The sequence below is a fragment of the Metallosphaera yellowstonensis MK1 genome (assembly GCF_000243315.1).
In the GTDB taxonomy this organism is placed as follows: domain Archaea; phylum Thermoproteota; class Thermoprotei_A; order Sulfolobales; family Sulfolobaceae; genus Metallosphaera; species Metallosphaera yellowstonensis.
The window spans coordinates 325866-341390 of sequence record NZ_JH597768.1 but is presented as its reverse complement, the minus strand read 5'-3'; the positions used below and the strand labels follow the sequence as shown (position 1 = coordinate 341390).

Annotated in this window: 14 protein-coding genes, 1 tRNA gene and 5 pseudogenes; 9 read left to right on the top strand and 11 right to left on the bottom strand. The window is 48.1% G+C overall.

Annotated features, from left to right (window positions below; translation table 11 throughout):
• Positions 1–888: pseudogene (locus METMK1DRAFT_RS20085) on the bottom strand (IS701 family transposase); the annotation flags it as partial.
• Positions 889–1000: 112 nt separating this feature from the next.
• Positions 1001–1732 (bottom strand): annotated as a pseudogene (locus METMK1DRAFT_RS09310) (IS1/IS1595 family N-terminal zinc-binding domain-containing protein).
• 173 nt (positions 1733–1905) lie between these two features.
• On the opposite strand from METMK1DRAFT_RS09310, the gene METMK1DRAFT_RS09305 reads away from it, so the two are divergent.
• Both METMK1DRAFT_RS09305 and METMK1DRAFT_RS09300 read left to right on the top strand, forming a co-directional pair.
• Entirely contained in the window at positions 1906–2217 is a 312-nt protein-coding gene (locus tag METMK1DRAFT_RS09305) for a type II toxin-antitoxin system RelE family toxin (RefSeq protein ID WP_009073337.1), read from the top strand.
• Between the two features lie 402 nt (positions 2218–2619).
• Entirely contained in the window at positions 2620–2931 is a 312-nt protein-coding gene (locus METMK1DRAFT_RS09300; protein WP_009073333.1) for a type II toxin-antitoxin system RelE family toxin, read from the top strand.
• A 202-nt stretch (positions 2932–3133) separates the two neighbouring features.
• Here METMK1DRAFT_RS09300 and METMK1DRAFT_RS15675 read toward each other — a convergent pair.
• The 4 genes and pseudogenes from METMK1DRAFT_RS15675 to coaBC all read right to left on the bottom strand — a co-directional run bounded on the left by METMK1DRAFT_RS15675 (position 3134) and on the right by coaBC (position 5976).
• Positions 3134–4047 (bottom strand): annotated as a pseudogene (locus METMK1DRAFT_RS15675) (transposase).
• A gap of 249 nt (positions 4048–4296) precedes the next feature.
• A complete protein-coding gene (locus METMK1DRAFT_RS09290; protein ID WP_048087917.1) occupies positions 4297–4476 on the bottom strand; it encodes a hypothetical protein in 180 nt (59 codons plus the stop codon).
• Between the two features lie 155 nt (positions 4477–4631).
• Positions 4632–4706 (bottom strand) — tRNA-His (locus METMK1DRAFT_RS09285).
• Between the two features lie 25 nt (positions 4707–4731).
• Positions 4732–5976, bottom strand: coding sequence for a bifunctional phosphopantothenoylcysteine decarboxylase/phosphopantothenate--cysteine ligase CoaBC (gene coaBC / locus METMK1DRAFT_RS09280; protein WP_048087788.1), 1245 nt, complete (start codon positions 5974–5976; stop codon positions 4732–4734).
• Positions 5977–6178: 202 nt separating this feature from the next.
• On the opposite strand from coaBC, the pseudogene METMK1DRAFT_RS19130 reads away from it, so the two are divergent.
• From METMK1DRAFT_RS19130 to METMK1DRAFT_RS09265, 4 genes and pseudogenes are all read left to right on the top strand, one after another.
• Positions 6179–6377, top strand: a pseudogene (locus METMK1DRAFT_RS19130) (hypothetical protein).
• A 51-nt stretch (positions 6378–6428) separates the two neighbouring features.
• Entirely contained in the window at positions 6429–6638 is a 210-nt protein-coding gene (locus tag METMK1DRAFT_RS09275) for a hypothetical protein (protein WP_048087787.1), read from the top strand.
• A gap of 3 nt (positions 6639–6641) precedes the next feature.
• Complete coding sequence (rimI, locus tag METMK1DRAFT_RS09270; RefSeq protein WP_009073317.1) at positions 6642–7154, top strand: ribosomal protein S18-alanine N-acetyltransferase; 513 nt, start codon at positions 6642–6644, stop codon at positions 7152–7154.
• 149 nt (positions 7155–7303) lie between these two features.
• Positions 7304–7913, top strand: a pseudogene (locus tag METMK1DRAFT_RS09265) (RNA-guided endonuclease InsQ/TnpB family protein); the annotation flags it as partial.
• A 223-nt stretch (positions 7914–8136) separates the two neighbouring features.
• On the opposite strand, the gene METMK1DRAFT_RS09260 reads toward METMK1DRAFT_RS09265, so the two are convergent.
• The 3 genes from METMK1DRAFT_RS09260 to METMK1DRAFT_RS09250 are packed head-to-tail and all read right to left on the bottom strand — an operon-like array spanning position 8137 to position 9485.
• A complete protein-coding gene (locus tag METMK1DRAFT_RS09260; RefSeq protein ID WP_048087786.1) occupies positions 8137–8799 on the bottom strand; it encodes a TIGR00296 family protein in 663 nt (220 codons plus the stop codon).
• Positions 8705–9232: a Mut7-C RNAse domain-containing protein gene (locus tag METMK1DRAFT_RS09255; RefSeq protein WP_009073308.1), complete on the bottom strand. Its 528-nt coding sequence runs from the start codon at positions 9230–9232 to the stop codon at positions 8705–8707. The genes METMK1DRAFT_RS09260 and METMK1DRAFT_RS09255 overlap by 95 nt, the downstream gene beginning before the upstream one ends.
• 4 nt (positions 9233–9236) lie before the next feature.
• Positions 9237–9485, bottom strand: a complete 249-nt coding sequence (locus METMK1DRAFT_RS09250; RefSeq protein ID WP_009073306.1) for a hypothetical protein — start codon at positions 9483–9485, stop codon at positions 9237–9239.
• 29 nt (positions 9486–9514) lie between these two features.
• Here METMK1DRAFT_RS09250 and METMK1DRAFT_RS09245 point away from each other — a divergent pair, with 29 nt between their 5' ends.
• From METMK1DRAFT_RS09245 to METMK1DRAFT_RS09235, 3 genes are read left to right on the top strand one after another with little or no spacing between them, the layout of a single operon-like run.
• Positions 9515–11311, top strand: coding sequence for an Rqc2 family fibronectin-binding protein (locus METMK1DRAFT_RS09245; protein WP_245544611.1), 1797 nt, complete (start codon positions 9515–9517; stop codon positions 11309–11311).
• A gap of 20 nt (positions 11312–11331) precedes the next feature.
• The gene (locus METMK1DRAFT_RS09240) at positions 11332–12192 is read left to right on the top strand and encodes an RIO1 family regulatory kinase/ATPase domain-containing protein (RefSeq protein WP_009073302.1); all 861 of its coding nucleotides are present in this window, start codon (positions 11332–11334) and stop codon (positions 12190–12192) included.
• Positions 12189–14015, top strand: coding sequence for a DUF460 domain-containing protein (locus METMK1DRAFT_RS09235; protein ID WP_009073300.1), 1827 nt, complete (start codon positions 12189–12191; stop codon positions 14013–14015). The genes METMK1DRAFT_RS09240 and METMK1DRAFT_RS09235 overlap by 4 nt, the downstream gene beginning before the upstream one ends.
• Here METMK1DRAFT_RS09235 and METMK1DRAFT_RS09230 read toward each other — a convergent pair.
• Both METMK1DRAFT_RS09230 and METMK1DRAFT_RS09225 read right to left on the bottom strand, forming a co-directional pair.
• Positions 14012–15229, bottom strand: a complete 1218-nt coding sequence (locus METMK1DRAFT_RS09230; RefSeq protein ID WP_009073298.1) for a methionine adenosyltransferase — start codon at positions 15227–15229, stop codon at positions 14012–14014. The two genes, METMK1DRAFT_RS09235 and METMK1DRAFT_RS09230, sit on opposite strands and share 4 nt — an antisense overlap.
• Before the next feature lie 31 nt (positions 15230–15260).
• Complete coding sequence (locus METMK1DRAFT_RS09225) at positions 15261–15521, bottom strand: U6 snRNA-associated Sm-like protein LSm6 (protein ID WP_009073295.1); 261 nt, start codon at positions 15519–15521, stop codon at positions 15261–15263.
• Between the last annotated feature and the right edge of the window lie 4 nt (positions 15522–15525).

Here is a 15525-nt window from a genome sequence, read left to right as displayed (position 1 = left end):
GCCCCTAAGCCTCTCCCTCCTCCAGAAGGACGAGTCCCAGGGCCTTGACGTCCCTGTGGAGCTCCTCGATCTCCCACACGACAGGCCTCCTCCCCGCTGAGCGAGAGGTCGGTCGTGTAGAGGTACCTCACGTGTGTCATGGAGTCGTGTTCCTGCGAGCAACTTCACCGTAATCGCTGGGCCTCCCAGGGTCAGGTCGGCGTAGTAGACTCCAGGTTATCCCACTGGGAGGTGTCCCTCCACCTCCTCGAGGGTCCCCTGGACCGACTCGACCCTGAGTTCGGTTGGACTTGAGCCTTGACACCACGTTATCCGTCACGAGCTTCTCGGACAGTACGGAAGTCGAAGACGACCCTGGCTACTGGAAGCGCTCCTTGAGCACGTCCAACGTCTGACCAAGTCGATCTTGGTCTTGAACTCGGTGACCCTCACAAATCCAACATCTTGCTCACGACGTAGGGGAAAGCTCCCACCATGAACGTCCTGCCCGAGGTCCACTATGGCGACCGTGAGGAGCTTGACCCTCTCGAACCTCCCGTGGGTGTGGCAGTAGATCCAGTGGTTCTCAGGGGCTCACGTCTACCCAGAGCGTCGTGGTCCACGGTGTCGTCCACGATGACGGCCACCTGACCCTTCACCAGCCACGACAGGCCCTCCAGCCCCACGCGTCGTGGAGTTCCCCCAACGCCTCCAGCAGGTTTGCGTAGTCCAACCCGAACGTCTCGGCCGCGTTCCTCACGCTGGCCCTCCCACCTACCAGGACCATGAGGACTAGCGCTAATTAACCTTCCTGCTCCTCCCGTTCCTCCTGACCACGCCCAGAACCTGGTTGACCGCCTTGACCAGCCTCTCCCTAGCCAACTCGATCGGTCCCTTTCCGTTCAGCATCTTTTCAGCAGGACGACGTCGAAAAATGAAAACTTCTCGCTAATACCGACTTCTTCGTATTACCTCCCTAAGATTCCCATAACTGCTGTAGTTGAAATTTCTGATAGTGTCGTCATTGACCTACAAATTCTGGAATTAATTTTCTCTCCCATAAGACTATCGCTAGAGAATACTTAATCATTTCCAAACTTCTACTCAGCCTTTGTAGCTCTCTTGAACCTAAGGAGCCTATCCCTCAATGAGGAGTGTAAAGACTCATTAGGGTTAACAAACTTGACTACGGTATGATTCCTCAAGGAGAAGTGTACATTATAATCATCACTCACCCACCTTCCACCCTCTGGAGCATATTGCAAAATTTCCTTGAAGGCCTTCTCATCCCTATCCCCAACTGAGAATAGAACGTAAAGGCCGAGGGAAGTATAAACGAAACAAGTAAAGACCCACTTGTGAAAGGCCTCAATATTCTTGGACAAGTAAGTCCATATCTCATCAACAACCTTAGCAGCAACCTTACCCTCGACTAAATCCTTAGCCTTACCCCACAACTCAACTAACTCCTCATACCTTTGCCTCCATAACGTTTAATCTAAGTGAAGACAGTACCCAAGGGAACATTTAAAACTCTAGAAACAGCCCTCATACTCATACCATTAGCATACATCTTTAAAGCCTCCTCTCTAAGCTTCCTAGAATGATAATAACTAGCATCACCCAAAAAGTACTTACTACAATCCCTACACAAATACTTCTGCCTACCAGCAGACTTGCCAGACTTGACAACATGATGACTACCACAAGAGGGACAAGAAATGTCTCGCCTAATTACAGGCTTCCTACCCATAAGTAATACTCATAATACAAGTATAAATAGGTCAATGACGACACTATCTTTGCCGCAATGCATTTCATTCGCTACTATGATTACCACTATTATCATTATTACAACTATTATTCCTAATGAAATAATATACGAAAAGAGAAAGATTTTTAAATAAGTTTTCTATATCTATTAATGTGGTTTGTAAGGAATGGAAATTAAGGATAATGTTCAGTAAGAGGATAAGTAACCTTGATGAGTTAGCTGATTACCTTCTAGATAGTTTTGCAAGTGATAAGTTAGTTATGCTTATCTTAGATAAGGTTTTATTATTGCTAGATAATCCCTTCAAATATTCCAGGGAAAAGTTAGGAAAGGATAAGCATGGCAATTCAATGTTCTCCATAGAAGTAACTGGAGATATAAGGATACTTTATAGCGTCGATCCGAAAAATTGTATAGTTTTCATTTGGGAGATTAGGTCTCATAAGAAGGTTTACGGACGTTAGTTCTCTCCTTAGCTTTCTTTTCCACAATCTCCTTAAGCTTAATTACTTCATCTTTACTTAACTCCGCATAATAATATTCTCCATCCTTACCAGTCTTCATATGTATAAACTTATCATAGAGGTTATTAAAATAATGTGCTAATAGAGTTTCTTCTCATTGAATTTTGAAAAATTGTTAAGTAAGCAGTATAAGCGCGTATATGGGATCCCGGCTTTCTATTCTCGTTAGAAAAATTGTATAAACCCACAGTTTATCGAAAAAAATTCAACCACAAGCTCTACGCTCTCCGGCCTAGGGTTGCTTAATATTTTTGCTTATATATTAGCTTAGTATTTAGCTTATATTAAGGTAATATACAAGAAAAGAAAATTTTTTAAATGCGTTTCCTAAATGTTTTTATCATGGTTTGCGAGAAGTGGGAATTGAAGTTCACGATGAAGAAAGTTAAGGAAGCTAGAGATTTGGCTAGATTTGTTGCCAGAGAATTTTCTAATTTGGAATATCTCATGTTAATTGTCGATAAACTTCAATTGTTAAAAGAAAATCCTGTTAAATACTCCAGAGAGAAATTAGGAAAAGATGTATACGGTAATCCAATGTTTTCCATAGAAGTAACTGGAGATATAAGGATACTTTACAGTGTGGACTCAAAAAACTGTATAGTTTTCATTTGGGAGATCGGGTCTCACAAGGACGTTTACGGTCGGGATTAAGCTCATAATAAGCCTCAATCAACATCTTCCTAAACTCTTCTAAGTCCTCCTTACTTTCAATTACTAAGTAACCTTCTCCCTTTTCATCCTTATCTTCAATTCTCATATGTGTATATTTGCTACTAGGCATTAAAAAGGGTGATTCAGGACTCCTTTGCGAATTGTAATATATCTCTCGGTTTAGACTTATTCAATGAAGGAATTACTGAATATATTTGATCATATCACGAAGAAATAAGGGTTCTTGTAATATTATTACAATGATGAGATGATAGGTCGAGAGGTTGTAGTTGAGGGCTATGGCCCGGGCGATCCTCCAGGGGGAGTGGCACTTCCCGAACTCTCCGGGAGGGAGTTGAAGGACTGGTCGGGTTGTTGGACCTGAGGAGGGGCTAGAGCTCCCTGGGGGCAAGGAGGTAGGAGAGGAGGGGAGAGCCCCGGGTGGGGCAGGGAGAGGAGTCAAGTGCGTCCCTCACCCTCCTGCTTCGTTTGAGGTGGACCGGGCAGGTCTGCCTCGCGACCTGGATCCCGGAACGGGAGATGGCCTCCTCCACGGCCTTCACCCGTCAGCTACAACGAGGGTGAGGTTGTACCTCCATAGCCTCACCGGAGGTTTCAGTAGCTCACGACGTCCTCTTCCCCGGTCAGGACCACGTCAAGCACGGCCCTCACACCGTCCTCCGTGAGTCCCAACGCGATTAAGAGGACCCCCTTCCTTCCTCCCCTCAACTTCACGTACCTCTCGTCCACGATCACGTACTTGAAGTCCCCCCTCACCTCCAGCTCCTGGGTCCAGAGCTTGGCGTTCCCTCCCAACACGGGCAGGAGGAGGGCCCTGAGCACCAGCCTCTCCTCCCTGAGCAACTCCTCCACTCCAGTCCTCACCCTCTCCCCTCCCCTGTACAGCACGGGCAACCTCACCGTGACCCACTCCAGCCCGTACACGACCCCCCGGAGGGATACCCTGAACCCCCTCAGGAACCTGTACCTGGCGTACCTGGGGGAGGTCCTCCTCTCCTCCTCCAGGGCCCTCCTCTCCATCTCAGCTATTTCATTTAATGGCGCGTCCTCCCCAACTACCTCAAGGAGGAGCGCGGTCGCCACGTGATTGGACATCTCATGGTATGACCTAGCGCTCGTCCCCTTTTCGTGTACTGATGTAGGATCAATTAAGTCACTTTCGTTCTATAGAAACAAATAGAAATCGCAATGGAGTCCTGAATCGCCCGCTCCTATCTATTCCTATTTTCTTTGCAGTATATGACAGCCCTTCCTTCTCTACCGCTTTTTTCAGTATAGCTAGCTTTTTACTATCATCTAATTTACTTACGTCAATCTTTGACATAAGTTATACACCGTTTGTCCCTACACTATCATTTCATTCATTTTATCTTCATTCATGATCGAGTGTAGGGACTTAGCCCTCAACCACCCGCTTACGGTAGGTGGGTCATGGGACTCCTTTGAGCCCAACGGCACGGGGCTCACATCTCTGCAATCACTCCCACCCTTTTGGGCATAGCCCACATCGGTGTGGGAGGCCATCATTTATCAGCAAAAACTCGTTATAAACAAATATAAAAAGATTTCTATTAACACGAAAAAGGATACACCCCCTCTGTATGTATTACGTAGTTGCAAATTTAACGCAGACTGTTGCATGAAGGTAAAATTTCTCTAAAAGAAGAACGTTAAATAAGGGCTCGGGCCGGGATTTGAACCCGGGACTTCTGGGTCCACAGCCCAGCGCTCTAACCAGGCTGAGCTACCCGAGCCAACTGCTAGGCCCGAACCAATGCTTTATACTACGTGTTTATTTTTAAGCTCTTCCCTGACGATATCCAGGATCTCCCTGGCGATGATATATTTGTAATCCTTGCTCAACTTCCTCGTGTACCTCTCGCCTATAACCACGACTTCATTATACTCCGACGAGAACCCTATGTCTCTCCTGCTTACGTTGTTGGCAATTATCAAGTCGAAGCCGTGTCTCTCCTTCTTTGCTTTTGCCTTCTCAATCAGCTCCTCTTCACTGTCGGCAGTCTCAGCGGAGAAACCGACTAGGAAAGCCTTCCCTCTCAACTGGGAGGATATCTTGGGGGTCCTCTCCAGTTCGACCGTGGGAACTTCCGCGTGACTCTCTACCTTCTTCTCTCTCACGGTCTTGAACTTGTAATCAGCCGGGGCAGCTGCCAATATCACGGCCCTATAACCCTTCTCCACGAGATTCTTCACGGCGCTTAACATCTCCTCAGTAGTCTGTACTTCCACACTGTTCTTAACGAAGCTCTTCACCTTCCCGCTCAGGGGACCGTGTACCAGGAACACGTCTGCTCCCCTGAATTGAGCCTCGTTAGCTATGGAGACCCCCATGGCTCCACTACTGGGATTACTTAAGAACCTCACGGGATCCATGAATTCCCTCGTGGGACCCGCAGTTACCACGAGCTTCAATCCCTGTAGATCTCTCCCTCTCAGCATGAGAGTAACGAATCTGGAGGCTATGAGCTCCACGTCTGGGTAATGGGCTAGATCTCCTATTACATCGGGTTCAATGACCTCCACCGACATATTCCTCAGCTCGATGACGGCCCTCCTCACTTGAGGGGAGTGATACATAGGGAGGTGCATCGCAGGGACTACGGCCACAACCTTGCCACTGCCGAAGAAATTTAGGGCAGTGGCCACTAGGGGAGAGTCGGCTATTCCTTGAGCCAACTTCACCAGGGTATTGGCGGTGGCTGGAGCTATGAGAAAACCGTCGCTTTCCTCCGCCAGCTCCACGTGTTCCAACTCCCCGGTTAACTCGATCACTACCTCCTCTCCGGTGGCCCATCTGAACATCTCTGGGGATATCAACTTAGTTGCCTCCTGGCTCATGATGACCCTAACTTCTCCCCCCCTCCTCATGAGGGTTCGTGCTAGGTCTATGGATTTGTATATGGACACACTCCCTGTAACACCCAGAAGGACTGATTTGCCCAACAACTCCTTGCTGACAGTTCCCAATATCCTCTTGGAAGGATGCATCAGGTAATCAGGCATGTGTATATACTACAACGTTATAAACCTGGGGGCTTCAAGGAAGTAAAAAATCTAGCGATTTTTGGTGGGTAACTCGAACCCCGATTAAACCTTACGGGAGAGGTTCACCAGAACAGGATGAGAGACTGTAACTCTTTTACGTAACTACTCGTTATTTTCAATTTTCTAAATATCGTTTTGACGTCGGTCATGTTCATGTAGTATTACCCAAGAATTCTCTCTTGACGATCTCCCAACTGATGACGGGCACTGCTCACGAGGGTGGGAGAAGTTGGATGAGTGATGAAGTTTCCCTCGACTAGTCCCAACGAATTGAGGGTGACCGTGTGTGATCCCTTAGAAGGGGTGTCGTGGCGGAATTAAAAGTGACTAAGAGTAAGGATAAGTTACGCCACGGGTAAACATAGCCCTTGTGCAAACCTTTTTAACTATGAAGGTCTTCTTGAAATTTGATGGCGTTGACGTACGGGACGCAGGTAGTCGATTTTTCGATCTGGAGACCGAGTCCAATCACCTTCTCCTGCGTCCCTTTGGATGTTCTGGGGAAAGCCTTTGACGTAGGTTCAGTGAGTCACGTGCCGACAATAGAACACCATGATGAGGCATTTTCCCATGGACGACCCAACTTAGGAGAGGAGAGATCTAAATCGTGGGGAGGTTGAAACATGGTTGAGACGGTTGAGAAGGATAAACAGTTCACCATAAGGAACGCGAGATTGGACGATATAGACGAGATAGTGAAGATAAACAGGTTCACTCTGCCCGAGAACTACCCCTACTATTTCTTTGTGGAGCATATAAGGGAGTGGGGGGAGGCGTTCTTCGTTGCGTTGGTTGAGGGGTCAGTAGTGGGATACATAATGCCTAGGATTGAGACTGGGTTCAGCAACCTCAAATCCTTCATTCCTCTGGTGAAGAAGGGTCATGTCGTTTCCATAGCCGTTCTTGAGAATTACAGGAGGAGAGGGATAGGGAAGCAGTTGCTCCTTTCCTCAATGCAGAAGATGAGGGAAGCTTACGGTGCAGAGGAGGTATACCTGGAGGTGAGGGTGAGCAATTATCCAGCCATCTCACTCTACGAGAAGCTTGGGTACAGGAAGGTGAAGCTTTTAAAGCATTACTACGCTGACGGTGAGGATGCCTACCTTATGGCCAAGTCACTAGTTGAACAGTCCTGACGAAAACCACTCATCCTTTGAGAGTGGTGCCTGTGCCGGAATCAAAAGCGATTAATGGGATAAGCTACGCCACAGGTAAACACATACAGAACAGCAGTTATCAGATTTTACCTTGATTACGGGGCGCTACCTAACGAGAAATCCCATAACTGCTGTATGGGATGGAGCTGAAGAGGGGTAGGATACAGTCCTTCGCTTCCAAGCACGGTAGGAAAGGGGAGTTGTTGTCGAGGAAGTACTCCCACCGTGAGAGGAATAGAGTTAGGGACTACGTTCACAAGTTCGTCAACAAGTTGCTGGAGATGTATCCCGTGACTACGTTCGCTATAGAGAAACTGAACAAACAAGATATGTTCCAAGACGCTAATGACAAGTTGTCTAAGAAGATTTCCAGGACTGTATGGAGGTCGATCCACCGCGTTCTTAAACACAAGGCCCCACTTTACGGCTCCCTAGTTAAGGAGATGAACCCTTACCACACTTCCAAGTCCTGCCCCAGATGTGGATGGGTTTCCCGAAAGGTCGGCAGGACTTTCAGGTGTGAGAGGTGCGGTTTCACTCTAGATAGACAACTTAACGCATCCTTGAATATCTAACCTCAAGATGTGCGGGTTTCCACACCTCTTTCTCACTCCCACTGGGAGTAGGTGGGTTGGGGTTACCCCGTTAAGGGGGCTGAGGGGTGTGAGCGGGTTTCCCCGTGACCCCGGTGAAGCACAAGGGCTGAGGATTGGATATAAATTCATGAAAATTCAATGAAGCCCGAACCCCTTTATCCAATGAAACTGTGCAGTGAGCTCTTTTCCTTACCTTTTGTCCCCACTTCCTTTTTCCCATTACTGTGAGATTCTGGGTCTATCTTTAAGGATGGAGAAGAGATCAGTTGAACCTGAGATACTTGAGCCCTTCATCTTAACTGATCCTTCCGGATGGAGATGACTTCAAAGCGCTCGCATGTAGTTAGAGATTCTTCGAACGCTCCTCAGCCGATTAATTCCTCAAGCTTACACCTTACGTCAGAAGGCCTTAGGAACTTCACGTCACCCTCTGGTTCCGACTCCCTGAAGATGACCCCCTGGAACTTCTTGATCTTGACAGACTTATCCAACCAACAGTCAGGCATGAGCCCTGCCTTAATACAGGTCTCCCCTAAGAACGTTTCTGAGTCCCAACAGTACTCGGTAGCCACCTGAGGTAGAAGAAGTCCAGAGTAGGTAATTCCCTTCTCCACTATGAGTCCGTCCTCTCCGACCTTCACCACCTCTGGCAAACTCCTCCTGTCCTCCACTTCTAAGACTTGGGGCTTCGTCAGCACAGTTACTTCCACGATCAATTCGTCCATCTCATCCCTTCTTACGGGAGGGAACCTAGGGTCTGAGAACGCGGCGGCCACAGCAGCCTTCTCTACCACTTCCCCTATGGGGGCTACTGCCTCAACGTAACCTATACATCCCCTGAGTTCATACCTATCCCCCATAGACGTCTCGAGAGTCACGAACGCCATTCCGTACTTTTTCAGTATCGGATCCTCTATCCTCACCTCTTCTACCTTAAGTTTCAGTCTCCTCTTTATGGCGTTCCGAGCTATCCTCACCAGCAATCTTCCCCTTTCCAGATCTAACTCTCGAATTTCCAGCAGTTCCATATGATTCCATCAGTGCTTGGGCCTTTATAAGGACCTCAGTGATGGTGTCCCAATGCCTCCCCTTCCAGTATTCCTTACCGCACCTAGTGCACCTCCAGAGGTTCTTGTCCCTCTTCTCTAAAATCCCGTTACACTCGGTGCACCTGGAGGCTTCAGGGTTCACGTCTAGGTAAAGGCCGTATTTGACTGCCAACTCAGCCAACGTTCTCTCCACTTCTGTATCAGGGACAACGAGGAAACATTCGACCCCTCTTTTCCTAGCCCTATTACAGAGCCCTCGATCTCTCGTCACAACGATCCTCTTGTCCTCCTCTGCCCTCTTCACTATCCTCCAATCTTCAGCGTCCTTGTAGTAGAGCGTGTCGTAACCCAGTATTCTCAACCATCTGGCCAACTTCCCCAGCATTGCATCCACTATGAACTTCTGAGTCATGAGCTTAGGCTACGAGATTGTATAGGACGACGAGTATTAAAAGCCACGCCACAACGAGGGTTAGAGTGCCCTTGAGGTATCTCGTCCTCCTCTTTCCCTCCGGAGCAATGTATCCTGCCAAGGGAATTGTGCTAATGTACCCTATGGCCAACAATAACAGGGCATAGTAAAGAGTAGGGAGGAACGCTGATATGGCCCCAACGACCAATCCCACTATTCCCCTCACCAGTAACAATTTATCTTCTCCGTCCACAAAGTAAGACAGTCCACATGTCTTTAAAGTTGTCAAAAAAGAGTTCCATGAGCTTCGTCGACCTCCTGGCATGGTTGTCTGAGAACAAGGGTAAGATAGTAGGATGCAGGGTGGACAACATATATTCAATACTCAAGGGTAGGGGATACCTCTTTCTCCTTCACTGTAGAGATGGGGATAAAGAGACGATCTTGGAGCCGTCCAGGAGGATTCACTTCACTAGGTATCAGAGGGAGAGGGTGTTGGACAACAAGGCCAAGATGTTACGGGAGTTAGTGAGGGGGGCTGTGATAAGGGAAGTCGATGTAGTTCCTGGGGAGAGGATAGTAGTCTTTTCCCTGTCCAACGATCATAAGATCTACCTGGAGCTCTTACCCAAAGGAGTCTTGGTAGTGACGGATTCACAGGACAGAATAAAGTTCGTGAACGAGGTAAGGGAGTTTAAAGACAGGGAGGTCAGGCCTGGTCAGGTGTACAGGGTTCCTCCCAAGCCTGGAGACCTAAAGCCGGAGGAGACGAAGAAGCTGTTGACTAAGGGAGCCCTCTCCAGGATCCTGGGGGTACCGCAGGAGGTTTTAGACGCCCTGAACTTGAAGGCCTCTACTCAAGAGGAGCTGGAGGAGGTCAAGAAAAAGGTGGGGGAGCTGTTTGAGGCAATAAGGTCGGGTAAGATTGAGCCCTGCATAGGGAAGGGAACTTTCATGCCACTGAAGTTTCAAGACTGCACCCCAGGTGAGACCTTCAACGGGGTGGTCGACGATTACTTCACTGAGATGGAGAGGAGCGAACGAGAACAAAATGAGAGTAGTTCAGCCGAGATAGGGAGGCTTGAGGCTACCATAAGGGAACTGGAAGAGACTGTGAAGAAGAACAGGGAGGAGGCCGAGACCCTGAGGAAGAAGGGTAAGACGATAATGGAGAACTTCTCACAGTTGGAGATATTGAGGGGAAAGGGTGTGAAGGAGGTCACTTTGGGGGAGGTGACAGTGGAGATAGATCCCAACCTTTCCCTCACAAGGGTTGCCTCCTCTTACTTCGAGAGGGCCAAGGAGCTGGAGAGTAAGGCCAGGAGGGCAGAGGAGACCATAGCGGAACTCAAGAAGAAGGTCGAGGAGCTCAAGCTCAAGTTGAGAGAGACTGAGGAGAGTAAGTCCCTCGTCATTAGGAAGAAAGAGTGGTACGAGAAGTATAGGTGGTCCTTCACAAGGAACAACTACTTAGTCATTGCAGGAAGAGATGTGGATCAGAACGAGAGTCTCGTCAAGAAAATGTTGGGTGAGGAAGAGATATTCCTCCACGCAGACATTCAGGGAGCTCCTGCCACGATAATCAAGGACTCTAAGGGCGTTCAGGAGGGCGATATTTACGACGCCGCAGTGGTTGCAGCGTGTTACTCTAAGGCCTGGAAGTTGGGCCTAGGGAGTGTGGACGTGTTCTGGGTTTATGGGAGTCAGGTCTCGAAGTCTCCTCCCTCTGGGGAATACTTACCTAAGGGGTCCTTTATGATATACGGTAAAAAGAACTTCATCAAGAACGTGAGGTTAGAACTTGCCATAGGTCTGAGAGAGGAGGTAAGAATTGAGGCAGGTTCTGAGGAGGCTGTCAAGAGAAGGTGTAACCACTACGTTGTCCTAACGCCAGGAGATAATGATGTGGACAAGGTTGCGGAAAGAGTGGTCAAAATCTTGACCAGGGGGAGCGAGCTCAAGGGCCTCAAGACCCTGAAGGAGGAGATCGCTAAACTCATTCCAGGTAAATCCAAGATCCTTAGGACCAGCCTACAACTAGAAAGTAAAACAGGTAGTGAAAAACAAAATAACCTCTAAACCCTAATATTCTTAATCTTATGCCTTCGCTAACTCTAGCCGAGAGAGTAGCCGTAACGGATCAGCTGGACTACGCCGTGCTGAAGTACCTCCTCAATAATAGGGGGAAATTTGAATATGTTCCAAAGAGTATAATACGGGATAACACGGGTCTAACTAACGGCGAGCTTGAGGTAAGCCTCCTTAAGCTCTTGAAGACCGGTGCACTCCTGAAGACTAAGGTAAGAGGGGAGGACTCCTACTCCATAACGTTCACCGGTCTTGACATACTCGCCACTAAGGGACTCTACGCCAAGAGAGTTCTTAAGAGGCTGGGCATCGTTGTGGGGGAGGGAAAGGAGAGCCAAGTGGTTTACGGTTACGACTTCGATGATAACTTATTGGTGGTCAAGTTTCACAGGGTAGGTAGGAGGAGTTATAAGAGGAACGTCAGGGGAGACACGACTATTAAGGACTGGGTCCTGAAGACGTTGGGGAACGCCAGGAGAGAGTACGAGGCCATGAATTGCGTGAAACAAAACATGGGCAATGTACCTAAACCCTTAGGTCTATCCATAAACGCAGTGGCGTTGGAGTTTGTAGAGGGAGTGCAATTAAATAAGGCTGAGTTGAGAGACCCACAGAAGGCTCTGGACTCTGTGCTGGGCACGCTCAGGGTAGCCTACGTCTATTGTGGTGGTCTCGTGCACGGTGACTTAAGTCCCTACAACGTCATGGTAGACTCCTCAGAGAACGTGTTCGTGATAGATTGGCCTCAGGCAACCAGAGACGATATACTCTTAATCAACGACTTGAAGAACATCCTGGGTCACTTCAAGGAGAAGTACGGCCTGGACTACGACATGGATAGGGTGGAGGAGTACGTAAAGGGGAAAGCATGAGGGTCATGGGAGTAGATATTGAGACCAGGAGTTCCCCCAACTCGTCTGAGCCCTCCAAGTATTCAGCTGTGATCCTCGACGAAGGAGGCAACGTTATTGACAAAGCGGAAGGAGTGACGCTCAGCAGGATAGTGAGACTATCTTGGGAGTACAGTGTGAATAAACTCGCTACAGATAACATATACGAGCTCGGTTCCGACGACAGGGACGTTATAAGAGTCCTAAGTCTCATGCCTGACAACATGGAGGTAGTTCAAGTGACCTTCAAGGACGGTACTTTCGTGGATTTAAGGGAAGTGGCCAAGGAACATGGAATTGAAGTTCAGGGAAAACCCACTCCTTCCAAGACAGCCTACCTCGTCGCCCTGTTGGCCTTGAAGGGTGCAGGCACTAAGATCAGGTTCGTGGAGAACAGGACTAAAATAGTCGTCTCCAAGGGAAGGAGAACAGGTCCAGGAGGAATGAGTTCCAACAGGTACAAGAGACATCTAAGGGGATTGGTTTTAAGGGTCTTCAGGAGGATAAAGGAGGAGCTGGACAAACACAACTTCGACTACGATGTATTGATGAGGCGAACTAAAGCTGGTTTGGAGAGCGCGGTGTTCATAGTATACGCTCCTAGGGAGAGCCTCTACGGCATTGTAAAGAAGATGAGCGGTCATGACGTCAACGTTGAGATAAGGGCAATTTACAGGGACAGGATAGAGTTCATGGACAGAAAGACGTCCTCACAGAGACCTTTGATAGTCGGGATAGACCCGGGTCTTGAAGTCGGTCTATCAGCGCTGGACATGTATGGCAATCCGGTACTCCTGGAGACTAAGAGGGGGATAGACAGGGAAACCGTCATAGAGATACTCCAGGAGAAGGGTATTCCAGCTCTGATAGCTACTGACGTAAACCCAGTTCCTGACAGCGTTAAGAAGTTGGCTGCCGTGCTCAAGGCCAAACTACATGTCCCAGAGAGGGTCTTATCAGTTGACGAGAAGCAGAACTTATTGAATGAGTACTCTGCCAAGTACGGTCTCAACGTGAGTGATCCTCACGTTAGGGATTCCTTAGCTGCTGCCATAGTAGCGTATAGAGACGTGGAGAAGAAACTCAGACAAGCTGAGGGTATGATAGAAAGGTTCGGCATAGAGATGGACAGGAATGTGGTGTTCAGGTGCGTCATAGAGGGTAACACGATTGCTGAGTGCATTGAAAAGGAAATAGATAGAAAAATTTGGAAGCAGAGGACAGAGGTTGTCCAGGAGCCCAAGAGTGCGATACCTCAGAACCAGGAGGTCGAAAAGATAAGGGAGGAGAATCAGGCCCTCAAATACGAGTTATTGAGACTCAGGAGGCTAGTGGGTAGACTCGTGAACGAGAAGGAAGCTCTGGAGAGACGAATACAGGAGATCAAAGTCACCTATAACGCTGAGGTAGACAAGGACAGGAGGATAGAGGGATTGAAGGCAGTCTTAGAGCAGAGGGGGAAGGAAATCCTAAAGCTCAGGGAGGACTTGGCTAAATTGTCGGGAGAAATCTCAAGACTCCAAGGAGTCATACACGCCCTCGTAACGGGAAATCCCTTGGTCATCAACGGGTGTGGAGAGGGTTTCGAGGTGAGGGAGGGGAGGCTTTACTATAGGGATTGGGAGATCAGAGAAGATATGGCACTTTACGTAGGTAAGAACTTTGCTGTTGTAGACAGAGATCTAGAGAAAGATCTGAAGATGTTGTGGAGGGAAGATGAGAATATAAGGGCCAAACAGCTTGACGAAGAGAAAATCAAAAAGATAATAGAAGAATACAGGATCTCGAGAGGAAGAGCTCCCTAAAAGAGCATGACCTTTCCTTCCAAGATCATCTGTGTGAGTTTGTCAAACGAATCCAGGTACTCTTCTGCTATACCTGATATCTCGTTCTTGGTGTCTGGGGAGATGTTACCTGAGTGAGTAGCCACCTCCACGTTAACGATCAATGGATCGTTAATGGGCCTTCCAATCTGTCCTAGAACTTCTATTTGGACACTCTTCACGTCCTTGACTTGATCCGCAGCCTTTTTGGCAATCAGATTGGCCACCACGTTGTAAAGCTTCCCCACATGGTTCACTGGGTTCTTGCCTGCTGTGGCCTCTAAGGACATGGGTCTCATGGGAGTTATGAGCCCTACACTTCTATTACCTCTCCCTGTCATCCCATCGTCGCCGTGTTCAGCTGAAGTCCCTGTGACTGTGAGGTACAGTATTCCCTGATCCTCCCTGTCTCCAGTGTTAACGTTTACCTTTACGTTCAGCTCTGGAGCGATTTTAGAGGCCATGTTCAACACCTTCTCCCTTACCTGTTCCTTAACCGAGACGTAGTGCTCCCTATTCTCTATTAAGGGGCTTATGGCCGCCATGGCTATTGTAAGTGTTACCTCTTTCCCTCTCCTTAACCCCATCACCTTGATATCTTCCCCCACTTCAGGTAGTTCCAGCTTTAGTTGTTTGGAGTTCAATAGCCTCTCGGTCTGAAACACCAGCTCCTCCAACTTGGAATAGGGTGCGAAGCCCACCCCAAAGCTAGTGTCATTAGATAGGGGAATTGTTCTCTTTCCCTTATCAAATATGCCCACCAGATCAGCTGATCCCTTGCCTATCTTGTAATCAACTATTACGTGCTTCTCCGGATCCAAGTATCTGAAATTGTTCTTTATCCATTCCTTCACGCTCTCCACTATAATGGTGCCCACTGGTACGTGTTCCACACCAGACTCCGTCTTCACTTCAGTAGTAGCCCTCCCTGCCACCACTATATAGATCGGGTGTATTACTTCCCCTCCCTTGAATTTCGGTGCTGCCTGCCCTCCTACCAGCAAAGTCTTATCGAGATTATGATGAAGGATGGAGCCGTACGCTTTAAGATAGTATAAAGATAGCTTCCTGCTTGCCTCCTCAGAGGCAGAGTCAGCAACGTAGTCCGGATGCCCTACACCTTTCCTCTCGACGAGCTCTACTGGAAGCGAATCTGGATCTACGACCCTAAATGACTCCACGTTGATATTTTTCATCGTTAACACACTTTCGAGATATTTTAAAAGGTTATTTCTCGTTCATTATGTTCTCGTAGTCCACACTAATGAACAGTATATTGCTACCCCGTATTAGAACTCTACCGTATTTGGCTATGGGATCTACAGTTCCTTCTTTGAGCTCTGTGCAATCCCTCAGAACCAAGTTCATGGTTCCATCAGATTGTTCCAGCCTCCCTATGTATTCCGACCCGTCCTTCAGTTTCACCAACACAACCTTGTTTGTGGCCATCCTCAGGCTTTTCAAAGGATTTTCTACCTTCGCCTGCAAAATT

Coding starts and splice junctions, on each gene's coding strand:
- METMK1DRAFT_RS09300 (WP_009073333.1), top strand. CDS start 2,620: ATGGTTTGCGAGAAGTGGGAATTGAAGTTCACGATGAAGAAAGTTAAG.
- METMK1DRAFT_RS09290 (WP_048087917.1), bottom strand. CDS start 4,476: ATGGCCTCCCACACCGATGTGGGCTATGCCCAAAAGGGTGGGAGTGAT.
- coaBC (WP_048087788.1), bottom strand. CDS start 5,976: ATGCCTGATTACCTGATGCATCCTTCCAAGAGGATATTGGGAACTGTC.
- METMK1DRAFT_RS09275 (WP_048087787.1), top strand. CDS start 6,429: ATGGCGTTGACGTACGGGACGCAGGTAGTCGATTTTTCGATCTGGAGA.
- rimI (WP_009073317.1), top strand. CDS start 6,642: ATGGTTGAGACGGTTGAGAAGGATAAACAGTTCACCATAAGGAACGCG.
- METMK1DRAFT_RS09260 (WP_048087786.1), bottom strand. CDS start 8,799: ATGGAACTGCTGGAAATTCGAGAGTTAGATCTGGAAAGGGGAAGATTG.
- METMK1DRAFT_RS09255 (WP_009073308.1), bottom strand. CDS start 9,232: ATGACTCAGAAGTTCATAGTGGATGCAATGCTGGGGAAGTTGGCCAGA.
- METMK1DRAFT_RS09240 (WP_009073302.1), top strand. CDS start 11,332: ATGCCTTCGCTAACTCTAGCCGAGAGAGTAGCCGTAACGGATCAGCTG.
- METMK1DRAFT_RS09235 (WP_009073300.1), top strand. CDS start 12,189: ATGAGGGTCATGGGAGTAGATATTGAGACCAGGAGTTCCCCCAACTCG.
- METMK1DRAFT_RS09230 (WP_009073298.1), bottom strand. CDS start 15,229: ATGAAAAATATCAACGTGGAGTCATTTAGGGTCGTAGATCCAGATTCG.